This window comes from Pseudomonas sp. URIL14HWK12:I5 (assembly GCF_900176445.1).
Lineage (GTDB): Bacteria > Pseudomonadota > Gammaproteobacteria > Pseudomonadales > Pseudomonadaceae > Aquipseudomonas > Aquipseudomonas monteilii.
Map to the genome: position 1 here is coordinate 439,481 of NZ_FWXQ01000003.1, position 22,184 is coordinate 461,664.

Annotated in this window: 27 protein-coding genes; 15 read left to right on the forward strand and 12 right to left on the reverse strand. The window is 60.7% G+C overall.

What is annotated here, in order from left to right; genetic code table 11:
• Positions 1 to 192 precede the first annotated feature (192 nt).
• A complete protein-coding gene (gene yejK, locus B9A31_RS10300) occupies positions 193 to 1,203 on the forward strand; it encodes a nucleoid-associated protein YejK (RefSeq protein WP_084296961.1) in 1,011 nt (336 codons plus the stop codon).
• 467 nt (positions 1,204 to 1,670) lie between these two features.
• On the forward strand, positions 1,671 to 3,455 hold the full coding sequence (locus tag B9A31_RS10310; RefSeq protein ID WP_084296963.1) for a DNA cytosine methyltransferase: 1,785 nt from the start codon (positions 1,671 to 1,673) through the stop codon (positions 3,453 to 3,455).
• Positions 3,456 to 3,488: 33 nt separating this feature from the next.
• Here B9A31_RS10310 and B9A31_RS10315 read toward each other — a convergent pair whose 3' ends face one another.
• Complete coding sequence (locus B9A31_RS10315; protein ID WP_143512031.1) at positions 3,489 to 4,106, reverse strand: hypothetical protein; 618 nt, start codon at positions 4,104 to 4,106, stop codon at positions 3,489 to 3,491.
• An 88-nt stretch (positions 4,107 to 4,194) separates the two neighbouring features.
• Between B9A31_RS10315 and B9A31_RS10320 the strand changes: the two genes are divergently transcribed.
• Entirely contained in the window at positions 4,195 to 4,821 is a 627-nt protein-coding gene (locus B9A31_RS10320) for a hypothetical protein (RefSeq protein WP_084296965.1), read from the forward strand.
• A 47-nt stretch (positions 4,822 to 4,868) separates the two neighbouring features.
• On the opposite strand, the gene B9A31_RS27475 is transcribed toward B9A31_RS10320, so the two are convergent.
• Complete coding sequence (locus B9A31_RS27475) at positions 4,869 to 5,168, reverse strand: hypothetical protein (RefSeq protein ID WP_084296966.1); 300 nt, start codon at positions 5,166 to 5,168, stop codon at positions 4,869 to 4,871.
• Between the two features lie 148 nt (positions 5,169 to 5,316).
• Here B9A31_RS27475 and B9A31_RS10330 point away from each other — a divergent pair, with 148 nt between their 5' ends.
• From B9A31_RS10330 to B9A31_RS10355, 6 genes are all read left to right on the forward strand, one after another.
• Entirely contained in the window at positions 5,317 to 5,613 is a 297-nt protein-coding gene (locus tag B9A31_RS10330) for a hypothetical protein (protein ID WP_084296967.1), read from the forward strand.
• Positions 5,610 to 5,864: a hypothetical protein gene (locus tag B9A31_RS10335; protein WP_084296968.1), complete on the forward strand. Its 255-nt coding sequence runs from the start codon at positions 5,610 to 5,612 to the stop codon at positions 5,862 to 5,864. The genes B9A31_RS10330 and B9A31_RS10335 overlap by 4 nt, the downstream gene beginning before the upstream one ends.
• Positions 5,865 to 5,925: 61 nt before the next feature.
• On the forward strand, positions 5,926 to 6,129 hold the full coding sequence (locus B9A31_RS10340) for a hypothetical protein (protein ID WP_084296969.1): 204 nt from the start codon (positions 5,926 to 5,928) through the stop codon (positions 6,127 to 6,129).
• A 38-nt stretch (positions 6,130 to 6,167) separates the two neighbouring features.
• Positions 6,168 to 6,380: a hypothetical protein gene (locus tag B9A31_RS10345; RefSeq protein WP_084296970.1), complete on the forward strand. Its 213-nt coding sequence runs from the start codon at positions 6,168 to 6,170 to the stop codon at positions 6,378 to 6,380.
• Positions 6,377 to 6,769: a phage protein NinX family protein gene (locus B9A31_RS10350; protein ID WP_084296971.1), complete on the forward strand. Its 393-nt coding sequence runs from the start codon at positions 6,377 to 6,379 to the stop codon at positions 6,767 to 6,769. The genes B9A31_RS10345 and B9A31_RS10350 overlap by 4 nt, the downstream gene beginning before the upstream one ends.
• A complete protein-coding gene (locus B9A31_RS10355) occupies positions 6,766 to 7,101 on the forward strand; it encodes a hypothetical protein (RefSeq protein ID WP_084296972.1) in 336 nt (111 codons plus the stop codon). The genes B9A31_RS10350 and B9A31_RS10355 overlap by 4 nt, the downstream gene beginning before the upstream one ends.
• A 260-nt stretch (positions 7,102 to 7,361) precedes the next feature.
• Here the strand turns inward: B9A31_RS10355 and B9A31_RS10360 are convergent, their stop codons facing one another.
• Positions 7,362 to 7,547: a hypothetical protein gene (locus tag B9A31_RS10360; protein WP_019097776.1), complete on the reverse strand. Its 186-nt coding sequence runs from the start codon at positions 7,545 to 7,547 to the stop codon at positions 7,362 to 7,364.
• 68 nt (positions 7,548 to 7,615) lie between these two features.
• Here B9A31_RS10360 and B9A31_RS10365 point away from each other — a divergent pair, with 68 nt between their 5' ends.
• Genes B9A31_RS10365 through B9A31_RS10375 form a run of 3 tightly spaced genes read left to right on the forward strand, consistent with a single transcriptional unit; the run spans position 7,616 to position 9,372 of the window.
• A complete protein-coding gene (locus tag B9A31_RS10365) occupies positions 7,616 to 8,113 on the forward strand; it encodes a hypothetical protein (protein ID WP_084296973.1) in 498 nt (165 codons plus the stop codon).
• A gap of 38 nt (positions 8,114 to 8,151) precedes the next feature.
• Positions 8,152 to 8,343 (forward strand): DUF4224 domain-containing protein, encoded by a 192-nt coding sequence (locus B9A31_RS10370; RefSeq protein WP_039614784.1) that lies wholly within the window; start codon positions 8,152 to 8,154, stop codon positions 8,341 to 8,343.
• Positions 8,344 to 8,358: 15 nt separating this feature from the next.
• A complete protein-coding gene (locus B9A31_RS10375) occupies positions 8,359 to 9,372 on the forward strand; it encodes a tyrosine-type recombinase/integrase (RefSeq protein WP_143512033.1) in 1,014 nt (337 codons plus the stop codon).
• A gap of 245 nt (positions 9,373 to 9,617) precedes the next feature.
• On the opposite strand, the gene B9A31_RS10380 is transcribed toward B9A31_RS10375, so the two are convergent.
• Positions 9,618 to 10,292, reverse strand: a complete 675-nt coding sequence (locus B9A31_RS10380) for a hypothetical protein (protein WP_084296974.1) — start codon at positions 10,290 to 10,292, stop codon at positions 9,618 to 9,620.
• Positions 10,293 to 10,435: 143 nt separating this feature from the next.
• Here B9A31_RS10380 and mutS point away from each other — a divergent pair, with 143 nt between their 5' ends.
• A complete protein-coding gene (gene mutS / locus B9A31_RS10385) occupies positions 10,436 to 13,009 on the forward strand; it encodes a DNA mismatch repair protein MutS (protein WP_084296975.1) in 2,574 nt (857 codons plus the stop codon).
• A 140-nt stretch (positions 13,010 to 13,149) separates the two neighbouring features.
• The gene (gene fdxA, locus B9A31_RS10390; RefSeq protein WP_012270863.1) at positions 13,150 to 13,473 is read left to right on the forward strand and encodes a ferredoxin FdxA; all 324 of its coding nucleotides are present in this window, start codon (positions 13,150 to 13,152) and stop codon (positions 13,471 to 13,473) included.
• A 513-nt stretch (positions 13,474 to 13,986) separates the two neighbouring features.
• Here the strand turns inward: fdxA and rpoS are convergent.
• The 8 genes from rpoS to B9A31_RS10430 all read right to left on the reverse strand — a co-directional run bounded on the left by rpoS (position 13,987) and on the right by B9A31_RS10430 (position 21,170).
• Positions 13,987 to 14,994: an RNA polymerase sigma factor RpoS gene (gene rpoS, locus B9A31_RS10395; protein ID WP_003252351.1), complete on the reverse strand. Its 1,008-nt coding sequence runs from the start codon at positions 14,992 to 14,994 to the stop codon at positions 13,987 to 13,989.
• Positions 14,995 to 15,102: 108 nt separating this feature from the next.
• On the reverse strand, positions 15,103 to 15,963 hold the full coding sequence (locus tag B9A31_RS10400) for a peptidoglycan DD-metalloendopeptidase family protein (protein ID WP_019099318.1): 861 nt from the start codon (positions 15,961 to 15,963) through the stop codon (positions 15,103 to 15,105).
• 215 nt (positions 15,964 to 16,178) lie between these two features.
• A complete protein-coding gene (locus B9A31_RS10405; protein ID WP_161751472.1) occupies positions 16,179 to 16,817 on the reverse strand; it encodes a protein-L-isoaspartate(D-aspartate) O-methyltransferase in 639 nt (212 codons plus the stop codon).
• Positions 16,818 to 16,852: 35 nt separating this feature from the next.
• Positions 16,853 to 17,602: a 5'/3'-nucleotidase SurE gene (gene surE / locus B9A31_RS10410; protein WP_016712911.1), complete on the reverse strand. Its 750-nt coding sequence runs from the start codon at positions 17,600 to 17,602 to the stop codon at positions 16,853 to 16,855.
• On the reverse strand, positions 17,590 to 18,648 hold the full coding sequence (gene truD / locus B9A31_RS10415) for a tRNA pseudouridine(13) synthase TruD (protein ID WP_025754875.1): 1,059 nt from the start codon (positions 18,646 to 18,648) through the stop codon (positions 17,590 to 17,592). Before truD ends, surE begins: the two co-directional genes overlap by 13 nt.
• Positions 18,645 to 19,118, reverse strand: a complete 474-nt coding sequence (ispF, locus tag B9A31_RS10420) for a 2-C-methyl-D-erythritol 2,4-cyclodiphosphate synthase (RefSeq protein ID WP_084296976.1) — start codon at positions 19,116 to 19,118, stop codon at positions 18,645 to 18,647. The genes truD and ispF overlap by 4 nt, the downstream gene beginning before the upstream one ends.
• A 76-nt stretch (positions 19,119 to 19,194) precedes the next feature.
• Positions 19,195 to 20,049: an S-formylglutathione hydrolase gene (gene fghA / locus B9A31_RS10425; protein ID WP_027615813.1), complete on the reverse strand. Its 855-nt coding sequence runs from the start codon at positions 20,047 to 20,049 to the stop codon at positions 19,195 to 19,197.
• An 8-nt stretch (positions 20,050 to 20,057) separates the two neighbouring features.
• Positions 20,058 to 21,170 (reverse strand): S-(hydroxymethyl)glutathione dehydrogenase/class III alcohol dehydrogenase, encoded by a 1,113-nt coding sequence (locus B9A31_RS10430; protein WP_016712915.1) that lies wholly within the window; start codon positions 21,168 to 21,170, stop codon positions 20,058 to 20,060.
• 106 nt (positions 21,171 to 21,276) lie between these two features.
• Here B9A31_RS10430 and B9A31_RS10435 point away from each other — a divergent pair, with 106 nt between their 5' ends.
• Positions 21,277 to 22,173, forward strand: coding sequence for a LysR substrate-binding domain-containing protein (locus tag B9A31_RS10435; protein WP_019097125.1), 897 nt, complete (start codon positions 21,277 to 21,279; stop codon positions 22,171 to 22,173).
• Positions 22,174 to 22,184: the final 11 nt, after the last annotated feature.

The following is a 22,184-nucleotide window of genomic DNA, read 5'->3' on the forward strand; positions in this document are numbered from 1 at the left end:
CGCAACATCGCGTCAGACGAGATCGAGCTGTCGACAATCAAGCTGCCACCTGCATGAGCGATTCGAAGACATGCATCACTGGAAATACGCATAACTAGTCCTTTGAGTTATATGGCCAATTGCCGCTGCGTATTTCACCCCATCCCAAACCAAATTGCCACCATGCCGCCAGCCGGCCACGGAGGAACACCCATGCCCATTCGCCACGCAGTGATGCACTTCATCGACAAGAAGCCGGATGGCAGTCCGGCGGTGTTGCACCTGGCCAGCTCAGAGCTTCCCGATAGCGGCGCCATTGATAACCTGCTGTTCGAAGTGAACGGTACCTACAACGCCAAGACGGGCAAGGGCTGGGGCTTCTTCCACCCCATGTCCGGCGCGTACCCGTTCAGCGGCTGGCTTGCCAAAACGATGATCGACGAAATGGCGTTCATCGACTTCACCCGCACCTCGGCGGAGCATTTGACCAAGCTGATGGAGGAGTCGAACCTTTCGGTCGGCGGCCACGTTCTGTTCGCCCTCTACACCCAGGGAATGACAGACTACCTGATGATCGCCATCCTGCAGCAGGTCGATACGGTAGCCGTTGCTCACGACTTGACGGTGGCCACCTCTCGCCAGATCGATACCCGAACCTTGCACTTCGCCGCTCGCATCAACCTGAGCGAGTGGAAGCACAACCCGGCATCGCGGCAGTACGTCTCCTTCATCAAGCCGAAGGGCGGTCGCAAGTCTACCGCCTACTTCCGAGACTTCATCGGAGCCCAAGAAGGCGTCGACGCCCCAGGCGAAACGCGCACGCTGCTCAAAGCCTTCACCGACTTCGTGAAGGCGGAGGACCTGCCGAGCGAAAGCGCAAGCGAGAAGAGCCAGAACCTGGTGGCCTATGCCCAGGCGCAGGGCAAGATCGGCGAGCCGATCAGCGTCGACGAACTCTCCGAGGTACTGGACGAGGACAGGCCGAAGAGCTTCGCTGACTTCATCAGGGCCGGCGATTACGGCATCTCCGAGGCCTTTGCCGCCGACAAGCGCACGCTCAACCAGTATCGCCGCTACACCGGACGCGCCGAAGGCATGTCGATCAGCTTTGAGGCGCACCTGCTTGGTGAGCGAGTCGAGTTCGACCAGGCCAGCGCAAGTCTAACCATCAATAACCTCCCGACGCAGCTGGTAGACCAACTAAAGCGATCGGCTGCCGCCTGACCCTCCGGCGCTGACCGCCAGCGCCTTCCCCTATTCAACGATAACGCCTCCCCGGCGAGGGCTGATCTGAAAACTTGATCTGCCTGGCAGTCATTCTTTGACTTGAAGTGAGGCGAAAACTAACCACTCTTCCTCAAATCGTAGGGCGGAAGCGTTCGCTCTATAAGCGCTGTGAAGCTTCCGGTGAAGTGATGTCGTAGCTCCTTGGGCATTTCGTAAGCGAAATGAATAAGCCAGGCACCATCATTGAGTCGGGTAGTTTCCCTTCGGTAGCGCTGGACCTCCGCCTCATCGATTCCCATTGCAATTGCGACTTCTTGATCGGTCGGCTCGATATCCACGGAGTCTTCTCCAGCCCCGATATGGGGTGAGCCGTATCAATACGCTCGTTGATTGCAAATAGCCATTCATTTCCGACAACCAACGCCTCCCCGGCGAGGGCGGCGCCTGCACGCAAGGACCACAACATGACCTGTATGACCTCCCTCGCCCTTCCCTTCGAAAAGGAGCTGGTTGTTGATCTCTTCGCCGGCGGCGGCGGCGCCAGCAGCGGCATCGCCGAGGCGTACCGCGAACCGGATGTGGCGGTAAACCACAACCCAATCGCCTTGGCTGTGCACCGCGCCAACCACCAGAACACCGAGCACTACGTGGCCGATGTGTTTGAAGTGGACCCAATCTTGGCAACCAAGGGCCAGCCTGTCGGCATCCTGTGGGCCTCGCCAGACTGCCGGCATCACAGCAAGGCAAAGGGAGGGAAGCCACGGGACCGTAAGATTCGGGGCCTGGCATGGGTGATCATTCGCTGGGCCTACCAGACCCGCCCACGACTGATCTTCCTTGAAAACGTAGAAGAGTTCGCCGACTGGGGACCGCTCGACGATGAAGGACGACCGATCAAGGCGGAGAAAGGCCGGACGTTCCAGGCCTTCGTAAACGTGCTGGGCAACGGCATCCCAGAGGACCACCCGGACCTGCCAGAAATCCTGGCCGAGATCGGCGACCACGTACCCAAGGAAGCGCTGGTGCGCGGCCTGCGCTACAACTTCGAGCACCAGGTTCGTGTCGCCGCAGACCAGGGAGCCCCCACCATCCGCAAGCGCCTCTACGGCATAGCTCGGCGCGATGGCAAGCCAATCGTCTGGCCGGCGCCGACGCATCACAAGAACCCGGGCAAAGGGCAGAAAGCCTGGCGCTCCGCCGCCGAATGCATCGACTGGGAACTGCAGGGCCGCACGATCTTCCGCGACGATGCCTTGGTAGAGAACACCATGAACCGCATCGCCAAAGGCCTGTGGCGACACACCCTGGCCTGCAACGACCCGTTCATTGTCCCGCTGCGTGGCACCTCGAAGTCGCACACCAGCACGCACAGCGTCGACGATCCGGTATCCACCATCAGCGGCGGCGGTACTCATCACGCCTTGGTTCAGCCGACAATGGCTGTGGCCGGCTGCCTGACGGAGCATGCGAATGGCTCAACACAGCGGACCTTCGATGCTCAAGAGCCGCTTCGGACGCAAGTAGCCCAGGTCAAGGGCGGGCACTTCGCGCTGATCACCGCCAACTTGGTCACCCTGCGCAGCGGCTGCGTCGGTGCTCCAGTTTCCAAACCGATCGGATGCATCACCCAGAGCGGCGGGCACCACGCTATAGCATCGGCCCACCTTGAGCAGGCGAATGGCGGATTCTATAAGGGCGCCGGTCGCAGTGCAGACGATCCCTTTTCGACGATCCTGGGCAAGGGCTCCAATCAGCGCCTGGTCACGGCCTACTTGGTCAAGTACTACGGGGCGGAGAAGGACGGCATCTCCATGCGAGAGCCGATGCATACCATCCCGTCGAAGGATCGGATGGCGGTCGTTCAAGTCGTGCAGTTGCAGACCCACACCCTGACGGACGAGCAACTGGCCGGCGCCCGTAAGTGTGCTGCCTTCATGCGCAAGTACCTGCCCCAACACTTCACCGAGCACGCCGACGTGGTGATGATCGGCGACTACGTGATGATCGATATCACGCTTCGCATGCTCAAGCCACACGAACTGAAGCGCGCTCAAGGCTTCCGGGCTGACTACATCATCGACCGCGGGCTGTTCCTCGACGAGAAAACCGGCCAGCTTTACTGGAAGGCAATCTCCGGTGCCAACCAGGTGAAGCTGCTGGGTAACAGCGTCTGCAAGGACGAAGCCCGGGCACTGGTTGCCGCCAACGCTTCCGACCTCATCGAACTTTACCAGCGCCTGGCGGCCTGAGCTTGTGCTCTACTTACCGTAACCGAGATCCACTTAATCCGGTATTAAGCGGCTGCGCAGATAAATTTCCACTTCATTGAGCGCTTTGAGTACCTCTTCCCAGTACACATCATCAGCGTCGTCGAGGTCGTAAAGAATATTTCTTCGCCCCCCTAGAAGCTCCTGTCGTGAGAATTGCCCTTGTACGCTGTTACGTGGATCTATCGAATTGAGATGAAGGCGGACAAAGATTACAAATTCCCGCTCCAGCTTGAAAACTGGAGCTATCAACTCTTTCAGACGCTTGCCCCATACAGCTTCTGCCTCCAGCATTGTGGCTAGCAATGGATGTCTAGCCTCATCCATCGCCGCCATCCGGCGACGATATGCTCTGGACGACGAGTCGAAGCTTGCTTGCCTGGGATCTGCTGATTCGACTTCGCCATCGAAGGGCATTGACTCGAACGAAAAGATAGCTGGCGACCGGGCCCTCTGAATCGCATCCCGCAGCCTGTAGAGTTCAATCAAAATTCGCCGTGCTAAGTCGTGATCTGACGACCCTCGGAGCTGCCTTCTCCAGGTATGAAGACCTGCACGACCGAAGTAGATCGCCACTCCGACCATTACGCCACTGATGATTGTACCGATGATGGAGAACGCATCTTTCGTCAACGACCAGTCTGCGTCAGTGAATGCTAAACAAAATGACAAAGTTCATCCCCTTAAAGCCCTTGGCGAACTATAGCCGCGAGGTATCCCCATGCCCACAGAAAACCGATCCAACGACGCCGACGGCTGGATAGCATGCGACGACGGCCTGCACCTAATCCAAATGGACAAGAACCTCAGCCATTACGGCTGGGTGTTCAGGAAAATTACTGGAGGCCTGCCCTACTCGGTTCGTGAAGCCACATCCCACGAAATGGCACATGCCCAAGCTCGCCAGCACCTGCGGATTGGAGTCGCGCAGATCGCCGGACAGGCGCAAGCTCCGCAGCCCCACCCCGAACCATTAGCCTGGATGGTTGGTACTGCCATCTGGTGGACCAAAGAAGAGGCAGAGAGGGATGCAGCGGAGACTGGGCTGCCGATTGTCCCTGTTGGACCGTTGGTATCCATCCCTGACGGATACTGCCTGATGCCCAAGCGGCTAACGGCCGAGAACGGCGCCAAGGCACTGCTGCGCGGTGAGTTCAAGCTGGAGGTCACCCAGGAATGCCCGGAATGCCGCGAACTGGATGAGCCTGTTGAAGGCTGCGAGATATGCGATGGCGAGGGTGAGTACGGCCAGCGCCACATCATCCCCTGGGACAAGATTAAGTACATCTACAGCGAAGCCGTCAGGGGTCTCGCGATTCAGCCGAACACTATCCAAGAGCCCGCCTGACGCATGGAGCACATTTGTACTCCGCCCAGCTGCAACCCCTCTCCCCTCTATCGCTGCCCCGAAACCCGGGGCATGGAAGGCGAGCGTTCAGCAGCGGCGGCTCGAGCCCGGCCCACACCCCAGGCCAGGGCCTGAGTCATGGTTTCGTGAGGCCGAGAGTCGTAAGCCTCCTCAAGCAAGGGTATGACCGCTGATGTATAGACACCGATGAACAGCTGCGTTACGCCCTCGCTGGACAGCCGGACCTGAACATCGATGCTCACCCCGTCGGCGTAGGACTCCTCATGACATCGTGAATGTAGGGCCGGGTCTGCCCAGCCCCAGTATTTCGAGCCTCGAGTTCTCATCTTTATTTTCCTTATTCATGACCACCTAGTAACGCACACAAATCTTTAGCGCGCTGGACCATTGGGCGGTTCGCTTGAACCGTTTCGCTATTGAGCTGTGTCCCTCCCCCTCTATTCACTGCCGCGATATGGCGGCCAAGGAACCCGCATGCCTGCAAAACAGTATCCGCTGGAGGTGCAAAGCGTCGGCAGCGACACATATATCGCTATGAGCAAGGGTCACCACGACCTGGATGTGTTCATGGCTGAAGCCGTGAAGGAACACCCGGGCTGGTTCCTGGGTGGCCCGCAGCACAAATGGTGCAAGACGGTGCCGGATCGCTCTGGAGAGTTTGCGCACCGATACGTGTTCGTCGAGGCAGGCACGCCAGGCGCTTGGCCGGCGACCTACTGCTGGGAGTTCGGTGAAGACTACAAGCGCTACAACGGCGAGGTAAGCATATGAGCGACTTCGAAATCACCGTCACCGAAATGCCCGCAAACAAGCTGCCGGATTACATCAGTGCGCTGGACCAGGTTACGCGCGACTGGACAGATCGCGCCGCCCACGGCGAATGCCCTTGGGTTTGCGCGGACTGTTGTTACACCTTCAACGAAGGCATGCCAGATCAATGCTGCCACGGGTTGCAGGAGTGCACCGAAATCATTAAGCGCGACAAGCTGCGCGCCATGCGTGAAGGAAACGAACCATCATGAACCGCCTCGCCCTCTGCCTCCTGCTGCTGGCCACCGGCGCCGGCGCAAGCGAGGTGCACGCATGATCGGCTGGCTGATCGAGGTTCTGACCTACGGCGCCATTGGCGCGCTGATCGGCGCATCGTGGATGAGTCACCACAAGGACGAGCAGGCGGCGCCTTGCGTTACCCATCACGAGCGCCAGCTCTCCCCGCACGAAACCCAACCCGAACCTACACCCGCTCTGGCGCCTGGGCGCTGGATTGATGAGAGGTATCAACTGTGAGCCCTACAAAAGAGCGACTGCGCGCCGCGCTATCTGCCATGAACCGAACCGGTAAGCGTGATCTGGGGCTTCACCTGTTCATGATTGTCTTCTGCCTGATCGTGCTCGCCATCGGCCTCCCCTTCATCTGGCAGCTCCAGTTCGTGCCGGACTGGGCCTGGTACCCACTGTGTGCAGCGTGGGTGGCCTGGCTGCTTTTCGGAGAGACAATCGCCGCCGGATACCGGGCGTTTCGAGGTGAACGGCCATGACCGACCTGATCGAAGTGAAGACAGCCGACCTGGTTGGCGAGCAGTTGGCCTGGGCCGTCGGCAAAGCTGAAGGGCTCGACGTGCTCCTCGCCCCGCCAATCTACGGCAACCCGTGGCGGGTCTTCGTGCGCTACACCGGCGAGGTCACCATCCGCGATGTTCGGTATGACCCACACGAGAACTGGTCGCTGGCCGGCGCCCTGATACGCAAGCACAACATCAGCCTTCACGCCCCTCAGCACGGTTCGGACTGCTGGGCAGCCTGGAGAACGATCGATGATAAGGACGTGCTCATGGGCGGGACCACTGAAACCATAGCGGCCTGCGGTGTGGTGGTTGCGTTGATGCTAGGCGATACCGTCCAGGTGCCGAAGGAGCTGATGCTATGACCGAACAAAGCACCAAGGAATTCTACTCTGTCGATCAAGCCTCTCAGCATGCTGCTGAATGGTGCAAACGCAATCCCGCATGGCGCCGGATCTGTGATATCCCGGATATCTCCGTGTTCGAAAAAACCTACGATGAGATCCCAAAACGCGAGCGCTCCTACTGGGAAAATAACGGCGGCGAAGAATGCTGGCGTGAATTCGGCGCCGGAGGAACCAAGGTGCCTACCGGATTCATCTCTGGAAAGGGCGAGTTCTTCGATCACGTCCTCAAAGTTCCGATCCATCACAACATGATGATGGTGTACCGCGTCGGCAAGAGGTGGAAGCCATGATAGCCCTCGCCTACATGGCTTACCTGATCTACAGGGGGCTGCGATGAGCAACCCAAGACTTTTCGAGCTTGAGTGGTACCGCCAGCACGGTAAATACCCCGAGCGAATCAGGCGCGGCTCACCTGGTGGCGATTATGTGATTGGTGATGCTGCCTGGCACAGGAAGCATCCAGAAAAACGGGAACCTATAGAAGCGCTGATGCTGAAAGCCCGGACAGCCGGCGAAACGCCTCGGAAAGCCTAACCCCTCCCCCTACTACTCAAGCCCGCCGGCGCGCCGACCAGAAATGCGTCACAGCCAGCAACACACCCGGTATGGCCATGCCAAGGCCGCTATAGATGAATGCAGGCTGCTCTGTCATCAGCCCACTGAAAGCGAACCCGATACCAGTTGGTATCAGTGTGACAGCTGCGTAGCCCCACGGCTTTCTAGTTTCCTTGGCCATATCGTTCCTCCTATTGAATCCCGATTAAACCACATGAGCCCGCCGACATGGGCGGGCGAGGATTCCATATGTCCGCAACTGATCGATTCCACCAAACCGCAAACGACTGCCTGGAACGCCTGGCCGCTGCGCTCTGGCCAGAGGCCAAGCTGGCCCTGGTGATTTACACCACCGACAAACCAGAGCTCGACATCGTGCTCAAGGACAGCGGCCTGAACGTCGACGAGGTCGTCAGCACTCTGCGTCGGCGCGGTGGCCTCGGCCTTGATGGCGAGAACATCTACAAGCGTCTGCTCTGTGACGCCATCATCGGCGCCATGGCCTTCGGCAAACAGAACAGCAACCCTCCGCCGGAAGGCCATTGGGGCAAAGAGTTCTGGGATATAGGCCGTGCCGAGGGTGCGCTGCAGGAGGAACTGACCCAGGCGCTGCGCCTGGCGCGCAAAGAACTGGACGCCTGCCAGCGCGTTATCCATTACGCCGGTGGCTTCGACCCTGCCTACGTCAACGACGCCCAATCCGCTATCAAGGTGGCTGACGCGGTGCTCGAAAAGATTCCGGCCTGACCACCAACCTGCCGCCACCGGCGGCGTGGAGACAAACCATGTTCATGACCCCGGATGAGGTAGCCGACATGACGGGCTACCTCCGCCCCAAGGACCAGGTCCGCTGGTTGCAGGCAGAGAAATTTGGGTATGTGCTGGGCGCCGACGGCAAGCCGAAGGTGCTGAGACAAGTCGTGCTCGCCCGCCTGGGCGGGCATGCTGAGAAGAAAGGACCGGAACTCCGGTTTTGATAGAAGGGACGACCGATGAGGCCGCGAAAGAAGGACAGGCATCTTCCGCCGTGCATGTACATGAAGCACGGCGCGTACTACCTGGTCAGGAAAGGAAAGTGGGAGCGCCTGGACAAGGACTACCAGGGCGCCCTGCTCGCCTACGCCAAGATCATGGGCGGTAACGGACAGGGCGGAATGCCGAAGCTGATCGATGACGCGCTGGACGCGATGCGTGGGCGGTTGGCGGAAAACACCGTGAAGCAGTACGAGGCCGCAGCCCTGAAGCTCAAGAAAAACCTGGCAGAGTTTGAGCCACGCCAGGTGCTGCCGAGGCATGTGGCCGCACTCAAGCTGCACATGTCCGACACGCCGAACATGGCCAACCGGGTGATCTCGTTCCTGCGGATGGTGTTCGCCTACGCGCTGGAACAGCAGATTATCGACTCCAACCCCTGCACCGGCATCAAGCGGCATGCCGAGAAGAAGCGGGACCGGTACATCACCGACGAGGAATTTGCGGCGATTTGCGGCGCAGCGTCCCCGTACATCCGGTCGATTCTCGAAATGTGCTACCTCACAGGGCAGCGCATTGGCGATGTGCTGGCCATCAAACTCTCGGACATCAGCGAAAAGGGCATCGCCTTCGACCAGCAGAAGACTGGGGCCAAGCTCATCGTGGGCATGACACCGGACTTGGAGCAGCTGATCGCGAGGGCCAAGGCCATACCCAGGAAGGTTCGCGGGCTCACCTTGTTCTGCACCCGGGGCGGTGGCAAGCCGGTCTCCTATGAAACGGTGAAGGATGCATTCAAGAAGGCCTGCGATAAGGCCAAAGTCACCGGAGCTACCATCCACGACCTTAGAGCCAAGTCGCTGACCGATACCGACAAACAGGGTAATGATGCCCAGAGGCTGGGTGGCCACACAGATGGCCGGATGACTCAGCGCTATCTGCGCCTTCGAGATATCAAAGTTGCAACCGGCCCAAGGTCAGTCGCATTGGAAAAAACATCCGTATCCAGCCCAACGAAAAAGCCCCTCAAATGAGGGGCCTTTTCTGTGCTTCTGATCAAAGGATCAGGCCATCAGTACTGGCTCAGCCAGACCGTTGGCAGCACAAATTTGGTGAATATCACGCGATGCTTGCTTGAAATCAGCGATCGACTTTCGAGATTTCTCAAGGTTTTCCTTTCGCGCTGTCTGCGACATGGGCCTTAGATTTCGCAACGATTTCCCAACCATATGCATATCTCCCATTCCCTTTCTCACTTTCTCACTGTCTTTCATTTCTATCAGACGGGAATCAAAACGTCTTGGTTCCCCAGGTATGCGTCTTTGAGTCGGGCTAGCCAATGACGATACGTTAGCCCGTCCTCCTCACAAATCAAGCTTTCTGATGGGGCGTCTCTTACAGAACCATCAGGAGCCATTAAAAGCAATGCTGTATAGACATCCATAAAGAGGTCATCGAACAGCTTGAACTGCTGCTGCAAGGGTTCCTTGAGCGGATGCTCAGGCTCAACCTCGTCTGCAAAGCAGAGATATTCTCCTTGCTGCGTTCTCCTCGGCCGGTGGTACATCACCACACCAGGCTTGAGGGGAGGCAGAGATCGCACGTTCTCGGTGGCTCTTACCAAGAACCATAGCCAAATAGTGGCAGCAGCACTCATGACGTATCGACCAAAGGTGATTTCCACCATTCCCTTGGTCTCGTTCAGTGCCACGATCAGATCAATCATCGTTGCTACACACCCGCCGCCGTTGTGGCGTAGATGTAGCTCGAAGCTGCTACCAGGCTGTGCTGCGTTCAGCTGATCTATGACAGGCTGAACCGAGGCACGAGAGATTTCGTTGGGAAGCTCCAGCCGAATTTTGGCGGGAACCCTTACGATTTCGTCCAGCTGATCATTTGCTGCAGCTTCCAATGCTTCGCCTACCAACGCTTGATTCGGACGCGAATGGTACATGGGTGAAATGGCAGTGCCAATATGCAATCACGCTTTATCTGATGAAATCTCTGTCCCAAAAGCGGACGAATCTTGGCAGAATACCCGACTTAATTTTAGACAGATCGCGATTGTCTAATAGACGAACAGCTGTAAGGCCTTGAATGTCCAGTCTTTCCGACCACACACCAATGATGCAGCAGTACTGGAAGCTGAAAAACCAGCACCCGGACCAACTGATGTTCTACCGCATGGGCGACTTCTACGAGATCTTCTACGAAGATGCCAAGAAGGCCGCAAAACTGCTGGACATCACCCTGACCGCGCGCGGTCAGTCGGCTGGCCAGTCCATCCCCATGTGCGGGATTCCGTTCCATTCGCTGGAAGGCTACCTGGCCAAGCTGGTCAAGCTGGGCGAATCGGTGGTGATCTGCGAACAGATCGGCGACCCGGCCACCAGCAAGGGCCCGGTCGAACGCCAGGTGGTGCGCATCATCACTCCCGGCACGGTCAGCGACGAAGCCCTGCTCGACGAACGCCGCGACAACCTGATTGCCGCGCTGCTCGGTGACGAACGCCTGTTCGGCCTGGCCGTACTGGACATCACCAGCGGCAACTTCAGCGTGCAGGAGATCAAGGGCTGGGAAAACCTGCTGGCCGAACTCGAGCGCCTGAACCCGGTCGAGCTATTGATCCCCGACGACTGGCCACGCGACCTGCCTGCCGAGAAGCGTCCGGGCGCCCGCCGCCGCGCCCCGTGGGACTTCGACCGCGATTCGGCGCGCAAGGCGCTGTGCCAGCAGTTCGCAACCAAGGACCTCAAAGGCTTTGGCTGCGACAAGCTGACCCTGGCCATTGGCGCCGCCGGTTGCCTGCTAACCTACGCCAAGGAAACCCAGCGCACTGCCCTGCCGCACCTGCGCAGCTTGCGCCACGAGCGCCTGGACGACACGGTCATCCTCGATGGCGCCAGCCGGCGCAACCTGGAGCTGGACGTCAACCTGGCGGGTGGGCGTGACAACACCCTGCAATCGGTGGTCGATCGTTGCCAGACCGCCATGGCCAGCCGCCTGCTGAGCCGTTGGCTGAACCGGCCGTTGCGCGACCTCAAAGTACTGCAAGCACGTCAGGACTCGATCCGTTGCCTGCTCGACAACTACCGCTTCGAGAAGCTGCAGCCACAACTGAAGGAAATTGGCGATATCGAGCGCATCCTCGCCCGTATCGGCCTGCGCAATGCCCGCCCTCGTGACCTGGCGCGCCTGCGCGATGCCTTGGGCGCGTTGCCCGAGCTGCAAAACGCCATGACCGAGCTTGAGGCGCCGCACCTGGCGCGCCTGGCAGCCATTACCGGCACCTACCCGGAGCTGGCCAGCCTGCTGGAGCGTGCAATCATCGACAACCCGCCGGCGGTAATCCGCGACGGCGGCGTGCTCAAGGCCGGCTATGACAGCGAGCTGGACGAGCTGCTGGCCATCAGCGAAAACGCAGGCCAGTTCCTGATCGACCTGGAAGCCCGGGAAAAGGCCCGCACCGGGCTGGCCAACCTCAAGGTCGGCTACAACCGCGTGCATGGCTACTTCATCGAGCTGCCGACCAAGCAGGCCGAACAGGCACCGGGCGACTACATCCGCCGCCAGACGCTCAAGGGTGCCGAGCGTTTCATCACCCCTGAGCTGAAAGCGTTCGAGGACAAGGCACTGTCGGCCAAAAGCCGCGCCCTTGCCCGCGAGAAGATGCTCTACGACGCCCTGCTGGAAACCCTGATCAGCCACCTGGCGCCGCTGCAGGACAGCGCCGCCGCCCTGGCCGAACTGGATGTACTCAGCAACCTGGCCGAACGTGCGCTGAACCTCGACCTTAACTGCCCGCGCTTCGTCGACGAGCCGTGCCTTCGCATCGAGCAGGGCCGCCACCCGGTGGTGGAACAGGTGCTGACCACGCCATTCGTGGCCAACGACCTGGGCCTGGACAACAGCACGCGCATGCTGATCATCACCGGCCCGAACATGGGCGGTAAGTCCACCTACATGCGCCAGACGGCCCTGATCGTGCTGCTGGCGCACATCGGCAGCTTCGTACCGGCAGCCAGCTGCGAGCTGTCACTGGTCGACCGCATCTTCACCCGCATCGGCTCCAGTGACGACCTGGCTGGCGGGCGCTCGACCTTCATGGTCGAGATGAGCGAAACCGCCAACATTCTGCACAACGCCACCGACCGCAGCCTGGTGCTGATGGATGAAGTCGGCCGTGGCACCAGCACCTTCGACGGCCTGTCGCTGGCCTGGGCCGCCGCCGAGCGCCTGGCGCAATTGCGTGCCTACACCTTGTTCGCCACCCACTACTTCGAGCTCACCGTGCTGCCGGAGAGCGAGCCGCTGGTGGCCAACGTGCACCTCAATGCCACCGAGCACAACGAACGTATCGTGTTCCTGCACCACGTTCTGCCGGGCCCTGCCAGCCAAAGCTACGGCCTGGCCGTGGCGCAACTGGCCGGCGTGCCGACGGCGGTCATCCAGCGCGCCCGCGAACACCTGGGGCGCCTGGAAACCACCAGCCTGCCGCATGAGCCGGCCCCGGCCCAAAAAGCCAAGGACACGCCACAAGTGCCGCACCAGAGCGACCTGTTCGCCAGCCTGCCACACCCGGCCATCGAGAAGCTGGGCAAGCTGCAGCTGGACGACATGACCCCGCGTCAAGCTATCGAAATGTTATATCAACTAAAGAACCTGTTATAACGGCAGCCACTACAAGCTGGTAGAATCCGCCGCGGTTTGCTGGTGCTGCAGGTTATTAGCCTGGCCTGCAGCCACATACCTGTAAACCGCGCGGCCCTGAGAGGAAGGGCCGCCGCCGTCGCCTGAGGAGAGAACTAGAAATGACCTTCGTCGTCACCGACAACTGCATCAAATGCAAATACACCGACTGCGTGGAAGTCTGTCCGGTGGACTGCTTCTACGAAGGCCCGAACTTCCTGGTCATCCACCCGGACGAGTGCATCGACTGCGCCTTGTGCGAACCGGAGTGCCCAGCACAAGCCATCTTCTCGGAAGACGAAATCCCTGCCGGGATGGAGAACTTCATCGAGCTGAACGCCGAACTGGCGGAAGTCTGGCCGAACATCACCGAGCGTAAGGACGCCCTGCCGGACGCTGAAGAGTGGGACGGCAAGACCGGCAAGATTGCAGACCTGGAGCGCTGATAGCGCCCAGACACGAAAAAGGCCCCTCGGGGCCTTTTTTGTTTTCCTGCAGGCAAAAAAAAGGGGCGGTTTGACCCGCCCACATTTTTTCCGTAGTCCCTGCTTGTCCCAAACATCATCCTGATGAAATCGCGTCTTGCGATGTCCTTGGCCTCCTCCCTGGAAGCCTGTGCATGTCCGTGTGCACAGTTCGAATACTAGCGGCTTCAGCTGAGCGGGCAAGCGCGAAACCTCACAAGGTATTACATGGGACACATTTCCACACAGCAAAATAACGCATGATTTTCAATGAGTTGGAAAAATACCGGGGCTGAAAACGACAATGATTTACTGAGACTTGCATAGATAGCTTACAAAACAAGTAAGAAAAGGCTTACATGCAATGTTACCGAGGTAGCGCCATACATCTCGGGACTGCTTTGTAGCCCCCCGACAGACGCAAACGAAAGACTGTTTTCATCACACACAAAAACGCCCCGAGGTCATCGGGGCGCTTTGTGAAGCAGGCTGTCGCTACTGGAACAACGACTCGCTGGACAGGCCGTTCTTCTCCAGGATCTCACGCAGGCGCTTGAGCCCTTCTACCTGGATCTGCCGCACCCGTTCCCGGGTCAGGCCGATCTCCAGCCCAACATCCTCCAGGGTGCTGCTTTCATGCCCGCGCAGACCAAAGCGGCGTACCACCACTTCCCGCTGCTTGTCGGTCAACTCCCCCAGCCACTGGTCGATGCTCTGCGACAGGTCGTCATCCTGTAGCAGCTCGCACGGGTCCGTCGGGCGGTCGTCGGTCAGGGTGTCGAGCAGGGTCTTGTCCGAATCCGGGCCAAGCGACACATCCACCGAAGACACCCGCTCGTTCAGGCCGAGCATGCGCTTGACCTCGGCGACGGGCTTCTCCAGCAACGTAGCGATTTCTTCCGGGGAGGGTTCGTGGTCCAGCTTTTGGGTCAGCTCACGGGCCGCGCGGAGGTAGACGTTCAGCTCTTTGACCACGTGGATCGGCAAGCGAATGGTGCGGGTCTGGTTCATGATCGCCCGCTCGATGGTCTGGCGAATCCACCAGGTCGCATAGGTCGAGAAACGGAAACCACGCTCCGGGTCGAACTTCTCGACCGCACGGATCAGCCCAAGGTTGCCCTCCTCGATCAGGTCGAGCAGCGACAGGCCACGGTTCACGTAACGACGGGCAATTTTGACAACCAGGCGCAGGTTGCTTTCGATCATGCGCTTGCGGCCAGCAGGGTCACCCTTTTGCGACAAACGCGCAAAATGCACTTCCTCTTCCGGCGAAAGCAGCGGCGAGAAGCCGATTTCGTTGAGATACAGCTGGGTGGCATCGAGCGCCCGGCTGTAATCGATGTACTTGTGTTGCTTGAGCGAAGAGCCCGACTTGGCCCTCGTCCGAACCGAAGATACAGCAGGTTCGTCTGACACCACATCCGTTTCCAAAACGATACCCGTCTCCATCAGGAGGACGTCATCGTCGATGTCAAACTCCGGCACTTCTTTACTGAGAGCCATTGTTATAGTCCTTTGCTGAGTTCGAACTCAGACTCGAGCGGCACCTTTATCCCTGGCAGCGCTTGAGCCTGTCCCCTCTACATCACAGGAACAGGCCGGGTACAACGATCAACGGCGTGGCAGGAACTGGAGTGGATCGACGGGTTTGCCCTGGCGGCGAATCTCGAAATGCAGCTTCACCCGATCTGTGCCCGTAGACCCCATTTCAGCAATCGACTGCCCTGCCTTGACCTGCTGTCCCTCCCGAACCAACAGCCTGCGGTTGTGGCCGTAGGCACTGACGTAGGTATCACTGTGCTTGATGATGATCAGCTCGCCGTAGCCCCTTAAACCACTCCCGGCGTAAACCACCGCACCATCAGACGCAGCAAAAACAGGCTGTCCCAAATCACCGGCGATATCAATGCCTTTATTCAAACTACCGTTTGAAGCGAATTTTCCAATCAGCACGCCGTTGGCAGGCCAGGTCCAGCCGCCTACCGCGCGCTCTGCCGCAGGCACGGTGGTGGCAACCGGCGTACTGGCGGAGGTTGCCGGCGTTGCCGGTTTGCTGGTGTTGGCAGGTGTCACGGCAGTAGTGCCCACGGGCCTGCGGGTGACCGTGGTGCGGCTCGATGAAGAGGGGCTGGACACCACCGTGGTACTGCTGCTGGAACCGCTGCTGAAACGAATCGCTTGCCCCGGGCGAATGGTATAAGGCGCCGCGATGCCGTTGCGTGCGGCCAGCTCCTTGTAGTCCCAGCCATAGCGGAAGGCAATGGAGAACAGCGTGTCACCCGGCTTGACGACGTACTGCCCGGACGTCACCGCCGGGCGCTTGGGCACGGTGTTATTGCGGTCGACCACCCGCGCGCTGCTGTTGCTGCTGGTGCTCGAGCAACCCACCAGTAGCGTGCCCATGGCCAGTGCAATCACCAGAAGCTTGAAACCCGACCCGTCCTTGCGCTGCCGAATGACTGTGTGACCCACCCGCGCTCCCCTCATGGTGCCGAAAAACGATATGAAGACAAGAAATGCAATATTGTTGCAATTATAACCAAGCCGGCCATTATTGGCAGGCGGGTGCAAAAGGCTGTTGCAATACCCCGGTGCGAGCTAGCGCTTCGTACCGCCAGATAGACAGGGCGAAGCGGCAAGAATTCGCCGCTGGGGCAAAAATACCGCGCGAGTCATACCCGCCAGCCTCAGGCCAGCGGACCATTGAGCAGCGGGACGAAGCGTACGGCCCCCAGCACGCGCCGGGAGAATCCATGCTCCTCGCGCACGATCAGCATCAGTTGCTGCGCTTCGCCGGCCGCCCCTACCGGAATCACCATGCGCCCCCCGGGGGCAAGCTGATCAAGCAATGCCTGCGGCACTTCTGGCGCCACCGCCGTGACGATGATGCCGTTGTACGGTGCCAGCGCCGGCCAGCCTTCGCAGCCATCGCCCCAGCGGAATACCACGTTGCGCAGGTTCAGCTCCACCAGGCGCTCTTTGGCCCGGTCCTGCAGCACCTTGATACGCTCCACCGAAAACACCCGTTCCACCAGCTGGGCCAGGATCGCCGTCTGGTAACCTGAGCCGGTACCGATCTCCAGCACCTTGTCCAACGGCCCGGCCTCGAGCAGCAGCTCACTCATGTGGGCAACCATGAACGGTTGCGAGATGGTCTGGTTGTGACCGATGGGCAATGCGGTGTCTTCGTAGGCACGATGCGCCAGTGCCTCGTCGACGAACAGGTGGCGCGGGGTGCGACGAATCACGTCGAGCACCTTGGTGTTCGAAACGCCCTCTTCGCACAGACGCTGGATCAGCCGCTCCCGGGTACGCTGGGAGGTCATGCCGATGCCGCGGCGCAGCATATCGTCCTCGCGCATCAGAGCAGGCCCTCCAGCCAACCGTCGAGCTGCTCGAAGGCATCATTGAAGGTGCGGTCGAGTTGCAACGGGGTGATCGATACATAGCCCTGCATCACCGCGTGGAAGTCGGTACCCGGGCCACCGTCCTCGGCATCGCCGGCCACGGCGATCCAGTAACCTTCCTTGCCGCGCGGGTTGACCACCTTGGTCGGTGCCGCCGCCCGCGCCCGGTGACCGAGGCGGGTGAGCCGGATGCCACGAATGTGCTCCAGCGGCAGGTTGGGAATGTTTACGTTGAGCACAGTGCGTGGTGGCAGCGCCAGGCGCGACTGGGCCTCGACCAGGCGGCGGGCGATATGGGCCGCGGTCGGCAGATTGTCCGGCTGGCGCGACAACAGCGAAAACGCCAGCGACGTGCCACCCAGGAAGCGGCCTTCCAACGCTGCGGCGACCGTGCCCGAATACAGCACGTCATCGCCCAGGTTGGCACCGAGGTTGATCCCCGACACGACCATGTCCGGCGTGTGCGGCAACAGCCCATTGAGCCCCAGGTGCACACAGTCGGTCGGCGTGCCGTTCAGGCTGATGAAACCGTTGGCCAGGGTTTGCGGGTGCAGTGGCCGGTCCAGCGTCAGCGAACTGCTGGCGCCGCTCTTGTCTTGCTCCGGGGCGATCACCGAGCACTCGGCGTAATCCGCCAGCGCAGCGTGCAGCGCGGCGATGCCGGGCGCGGTAACACCGTCGTCGTTCGAAATCAGAATACGCATGGGCTGTCCGTCTGCCCTGCCGACACCAGATCCACGACTTCACGCACCACCACGGTGGCGAAGCATCCGGCCGGCAGGACGAATTCCAGTTGCAGGATATCAGGCTCGGGATAATGCCATGTCAGGCCGCCAATAGGGAGCCGCAAAATGCGCCGTTCGTGATCCATGCCCGCCTGGGCCAACCACTGGCAAAGTGCCGGTTGCTCTGCACCGACGGCGTTTTCCAAGCGGGCAGTGGCCCCGTCAGCAGGCGAAGCGCCCTCACCCCACATCGGGCCGGTCGGGTGCAGATCGAGAATCGCCAGGCGCGGGTCGGCACATTCCGCCTCTCCCGCCGGGAAAAAGCTACGGCTGTCAGTGAATGCCAGCAGGTCGCCGACCTGCGCCCGCGCCCAGCTACCTTCAGCGACACGCGCAGCCAGCACCTGATTGAACAGGTAGCTGCGCCCGGCCGAAAGCAGCCGCGAACGTACATTGCGCTGCTCGGGCAAGGCTTTGCGCGCCGCCCAGTCGAGGGCGTCATGGACGTTGCCGCCGTCGTGACCGAAGCGCTGGGTGCCGAAATAGTTGGGTACACCGTGCTGCTTCAGCTGTTCCAGGCGCGCATCCAGCGCCTGGTGATCCGCAGCCAGGGCCGTCAGGCGCAGGGTGAAGCCGTTGGCCGAATGCGCGCCACGCTGCAGCTTGCGCTGGTGACGCACCTGCTTGAGCACGCGCAGGTTGGCATCCTCGGCACGTGACAGGTCAGGGTCGGCCTTGCCTGGCAGGTGCAGGCTGAACCACTGACGGGTCAGGGCCTGACGGTCCTTGAGCCCGGCATAGCTGATGGTGCGCACCGGCACACCGGCGGCGCGCGCCAGGCGGCGAGCGGCCTCTTCGGTGTTCAGGTCACGCTTCTCGACCCACAGCCACAAGTGCTCGCCCTGGCCCGAGAGCGGGATATCGAGCACTTCGTCGACCTGGAAGTCTTCGGCAACCGCCTTGAGGATGGCGGTGCCCAGGGGTTCGCCCGATGCGCGCGGGCCCAGCAGTTCCAGTTCGGTCATGCTGGCAGCAGCAGGGCGACCGAATGCACGGCAATACCCTCCTCGCGGCCGGTGAAGCCCAGCTTTTCGGTGGTGGTGGCCTTGACGTTGACCTGGTCGAGCTCGACCTGCAGGTCCTCGGCGATCAGCTGGCGCATGGTCTCGATGTGCGGGGCCATCTTCGGCGCCTGAGCGACAATGGTGGCGTCGACGTTGCCGACCTTCCAGCCCTTGGCCTGGACGATGCCGACCACATGGCGCAGCAGCACGCGGCTGTCGGCCCCCTTGAACTGTGGGTCGGTGTCGGGGAAGTGCTTGCCGATATCGCCCAGCGCCGCAGCACCCAGCACGGCATCGCTAAGGGCGTGCAGCAGCACGTCGCCGTCGGAGTGGGCCAGCAGGCCGTATTTGTGGGGGATACGCACCCCGCCCAGGGTAATGAAATCACCGTCGCAGAAACGGTGCACATCGTAGCCGTGGCCAATACGCATAAGAAAACGCCCTGAATGAGTCAGGGCGTGATTCTACCTGCTTTGCAGCGGGTTTGGCGGCTTTTGGACCGGGCTGTTACACCCGCCCCAGTGCCACCGCATGATGGCGCAGATGTTCCTCGATGAAGCTGGCAATGAAGTAGTAGCTGTGGTCATAACCCGGCTGCAGGCGCAGGGTCAGTTCATGCCCCCCTTTGCGTGCCGCCTGCTCCAGCGCTTCAGGCCTGAGCTGCTTTTCGAGAAAATCGTCACGGTCGCCCTGGTCCACCAGCAACGGCGGGCACTCGCCGGCCGGCGTTTCGGCCAACAGCACGCTGGCATCCCACTCACGCCAGCGCGCACGGTCGTCACCCAGGTAACGGCTGAAGGCCTTCTCGCCCCATGGGCAGTCCATCGGGTTGCTGATCGGCGAGAATGCCGACACCGAACGGTAACGCCCCCGGTTGCGCAAGGCGCACACCAGCGCGCCATGCCCGCCCATGGAGTGACCACTGATACTGCGCTCGCCCGATGCCGGGAAGTGCGCTTCGATCAGCGCGGGCAACTCCTCCACCACATAGTCGTGCATGTGGTAGTGCTTGGCCCAGGGCTGCTGGGTGGCATTGAGGTAGAAGCCCGCCCCCAGGCCGAAGTCCCAGGCGCCGTCCGGGTCGCCCGGCACCTGCTCGCCGCGCGGGCTGGTGTCGGGGGCGACGATGATCAGCCCAAGCTCGGCGGCCAGGCGCTGGGCGCCGGCCTTCTGCATGAAGTTTTCGTCGGTGCAGGTGAGGCCGCTGAGCCAGTACAGCACCGGCAGCTTCTCACCCTGTTCGGCCTGCGGCGGCAAGTACACGGCAAATACCATGTCGCAGCCCAGCACCTTGGAGTGATGCCGGTAACGCTTGTGCCAACCGCCGAAGCTTTTCTGGCAGGAGATGTTATCCAGGCTCATGGCGTACCTCAGAAGTGGATCACGCTGCGGATGCTCTTGCCTTCATGCATCAGGTCGAAGGCTTTGTTGATATCCTCCAGGCCCATGGTGTGGGTGATGAAGGTATCCAGCGGGATCTCCCCTTTCTCGGACATTTCCACGTAGCTTGGCAGCTCGCTGCGGCCACGCACGCCACCGAACGCCGAACCGCGCCATACACGGCCAGTCACCAGCTGGAACGGACGGGTGGCGATTTCCTGGCCGGCACCGGCCACACCGATGATCACCGACTCGCCCCAGCCCTTGTGGCAGCACTCAAGCGCCGCACGCATCAGTTGCACGTTGCCGATGCACTCGAAGGAGAAGTCCACGCCCCCGTCGGTAAGGTCGACGATCACTTCCTGGATCGGGCGGTCGTAGTCTTTCGGGTTGATGCAGTCGGTAGCGCCCAGCTGGCGGGCGATCTCGAACTTGGCCGGGTTGATGTCGATGGCGATGATGCGCGAGGCCTTGGCCTTGACCGCACCGATCACCGCCGACAGGCCGATGCCGCCCAGGCCGAAGATGGCCACGGTATCACCCGGCTTGACCTTGGCGGTGTTGAGCACCGCGCCGATACCGGTGGTGACGCCGCAGCCCAGCAGGCACACCTTTTCCAGTGGTGCTTCTTTCTGGATCTTGGCCACGGAAATTTCCGGCAGCACGGTGTACTCGGAGAAGGTCGAGGTCCCCATGTAGTGGAACAGCTGCTGGCCTTTGTAGGAGAAGCGCGTGGTGCCGTCGGGCATCAGGCCCTTGCCTTGGGTAGCACGGATGGCCTGGCACAGGTTGGTCTTGCCCGAGAGGCAGAATTTGCACTTGCCGCATTCCGGGGTGTAGAGCGGAATCACATGATCGCCAACGGCTACCGAGGTCACGCCCTCGCCTACCGCTTCAACGATCGCGCCACCTTCGTGGCCGAGGATCGACGGGAAGATGCCTTCCGGGTCGGCACCGGACAGGGTGTAGGCGTCGGTGTGGCAAACACCGCTGGCGACCACGCGCAGCAGCACTTCACCGGCCTTGGGCATGGCCACGTCGACTTCGACGATTTCCAGGGGTTTCTTGGCTTCGAAGGCTACGGCGGCACGGGACTTGATCATCAAAGGTCTCCAGACAGAGTGTCGATTCAGGCTGCAGTGTAATTCACAGCCTTTTGATGAATAATCCAGGCAAAGACAAAACATTATTGCCATACAGGGATAATCAATGAGCAGCCGCTGGGAAGGTATCGACGAATTCGTCGCCGTGGCCGAATCTGGCCAGTTCACGGCAGCGGCCGAACGCCTGGGGGTTTCCTCGTCGCACATCAGTCGCCAGATCGCCCGGCTGGAGGAGCGCCTGCAAACGCGCCTGCTCTACCGCAGTACCCGTCGGGTGACCCTGAGCGAGGCCGGGCAAACTTTTCTGCAGCATTGCCAACGCCTTCAGGATGGCCGCGAGGAAGCCCTGCGCGCCATGGGCGACTTGGCCAGCGAGCCAAAGGGGTTGCTGCGCATGACGTGCGCGGTAGCGTACGGCGAGCGCTTCATCGTGCCGCTCGTGACACGGTTCATGGCGCTGTACCCGCAGTTGCGCGTGGAGGTGGAGTTGAGCAACCACACCCTCGACTTGCTGCACGAAGGCATGGACCTCGCCATCCGGTTGGGGCGGCTGGCCGATTCTCGGTTAGTGGCCGCCCGCCTCGCACCCCGGCGCATGTACCTGTGTGCCTCGCCGGCTTATCTGGAACGTTATGGTCGACCACACAGCCTGTCAGAGTTGGCGAGGCACAATTGCCTGGTGGGCAGTTCGGACTTGTGGGCATTGCAGCAGGATGGGCGCGAGATTAGCCAGCGGGTGCAAGGGAACTGGCGCTGCAACAGTGGGCAGGCGGTGCTGGATGCGGCGTTGCAGGGGATGGGGTTGTGCCAGTTGCCGGATTATTACGTCCTGGAGCACTTGAATACGGGGGCTCTGGTGTCGTTGCTGGAAGCGCACCAGCCGCCGAATACGGCAGTGTGGGCGTTGTATCCGCAACAGCGGCACCTGTCGCCGAAGGTGCGACGGTTGGTGGATTACCTGAAGGAGGGGTTGGCGGGGTTGCCGGAATATCGGCTGGCTTGAAGGAATCCATT

What these genes read in the sequence shown, in the direction of transcription:
- surE (WP_016712911.1), bottom strand. Translation starts at nt 17,602, where the DNA reads ATGCGTATTCTGATTTCGAACGACGACGGTGTTACCGCGCCCGGCATC.
- B9A31_RS10310 (WP_084296963.1), top strand. Translation starts at nt 1,671, where the DNA reads ATGACCTGTATGACCTCCCTCGCCCTTCCCTTCGAAAAGGAGCTGGTT.
- B9A31_RS10320 (WP_084296965.1), top strand. Translation starts at nt 4,195, where the DNA reads ATGCCCACAGAAAACCGATCCAACGACGCCGACGGCTGGATAGCATGC.
- B9A31_RS10405 (WP_161751472.1), bottom strand. Translation starts at nt 16,817, where the DNA reads ATGACCTCCCAGCGTACCCGGGAGCGGCTGATCCAGCGTCTGTGCGAA.
- mutS (WP_084296975.1), top strand. Translation starts at nt 10,436, where the DNA reads ATGTCCAGTCTTTCCGACCACACACCAATGATGCAGCAGTACTGGAAG.
- B9A31_RS10355 (WP_084296972.1), top strand. Translation starts at nt 6,766, where the DNA reads ATGACCGAACAAAGCACCAAGGAATTCTACTCTGTCGATCAAGCCTCT.
- B9A31_RS10360 (WP_019097776.1), bottom strand. Translation starts at nt 7,547, where the DNA reads ATGGCCAAGGAAACTAGAAAGCCGTGGGGCTACGCAGCTGTCACACTG.
- B9A31_RS10430 (WP_016712915.1), bottom strand. Translation starts at nt 21,170, where the DNA reads ATGATCAAGTCCCGTGCCGCCGTAGCCTTCGAAGCCAAGAAACCCCTG.
- truD (WP_025754875.1), bottom strand. Translation starts at nt 18,648, where the DNA reads ATGACCGAACTGGAACTGCTGGGCCCGCGCGCATCGGGCGAACCCCTG.
- fdxA (WP_012270863.1), top strand. Translation starts at nt 13,150, where the DNA reads ATGACCTTCGTCGTCACCGACAACTGCATCAAATGCAAATACACCGAC.
- yejK (WP_084296961.1), top strand. Translation starts at nt 193, where the DNA reads ATGCCCATTCGCCACGCAGTGATGCACTTCATCGACAAGAAGCCGGAT.
- B9A31_RS10365 (WP_084296973.1), top strand. Translation starts at nt 7,616, where the DNA reads ATGTCCGCAACTGATCGATTCCACCAAACCGCAAACGACTGCCTGGAA.
- B9A31_RS10435 (WP_019097125.1), top strand. Translation starts at nt 21,277, where the DNA reads ATGAGCAGCCGCTGGGAAGGTATCGACGAATTCGTCGCCGTGGCCGAA.
- B9A31_RS10330 (WP_084296967.1), top strand. Translation starts at nt 5,317, where the DNA reads ATGCCTGCAAAACAGTATCCGCTGGAGGTGCAAAGCGTCGGCAGCGAC.
- B9A31_RS10375 (WP_143512033.1), top strand. Translation starts at nt 8,359, where the DNA reads ATGAGGCCGCGAAAGAAGGACAGGCATCTTCCGCCGTGCATGTACATG.
- rpoS (WP_003252351.1), bottom strand. Translation starts at nt 14,994, where the DNA reads ATGGCTCTCAGTAAAGAAGTGCCGGAGTTTGACATCGACGATGACGTC.
- B9A31_RS10380 (WP_084296974.1), bottom strand. Translation starts at nt 10,292, where the DNA reads ATGTACCATTCGCGTCCGAATCAAGCGTTGGTAGGCGAAGCATTGGAA.
- B9A31_RS10345 (WP_084296970.1), top strand. Translation starts at nt 6,168, where the DNA reads ATGAACCGAACCGGTAAGCGTGATCTGGGGCTTCACCTGTTCATGATT.
- B9A31_RS10335 (WP_084296968.1), top strand. Translation starts at nt 5,610, where the DNA reads ATGAGCGACTTCGAAATCACCGTCACCGAAATGCCCGCAAACAAGCTG.
- fghA (WP_027615813.1), bottom strand. Translation starts at nt 20,049, where the DNA reads ATGAGCCTGGATAACATCTCCTGCCAGAAAAGCTTCGGCGGTTGGCAC.
- B9A31_RS10350 (WP_084296971.1), top strand. Translation starts at nt 6,377, where the DNA reads ATGACCGACCTGATCGAAGTGAAGACAGCCGACCTGGTTGGCGAGCAG.
- B9A31_RS10340 (WP_084296969.1), top strand. Translation starts at nt 5,926, where the DNA reads ATGATCGGCTGGCTGATCGAGGTTCTGACCTACGGCGCCATTGGCGCG.
- B9A31_RS27475 (WP_084296966.1), bottom strand. Translation starts at nt 5,168, where the DNA reads ATGAGAACTCGAGGCTCGAAATACTGGGGCTGGGCAGACCCGGCCCTA.
- B9A31_RS10370 (WP_039614784.1), top strand. Translation starts at nt 8,152, where the DNA reads ATGTTCATGACCCCGGATGAGGTAGCCGACATGACGGGCTACCTCCGC.
- ispF (WP_084296976.1), bottom strand. Translation starts at nt 19,118, where the DNA reads ATGCGTATTGGCCACGGCTACGATGTGCACCGTTTCTGCGACGGTGAT.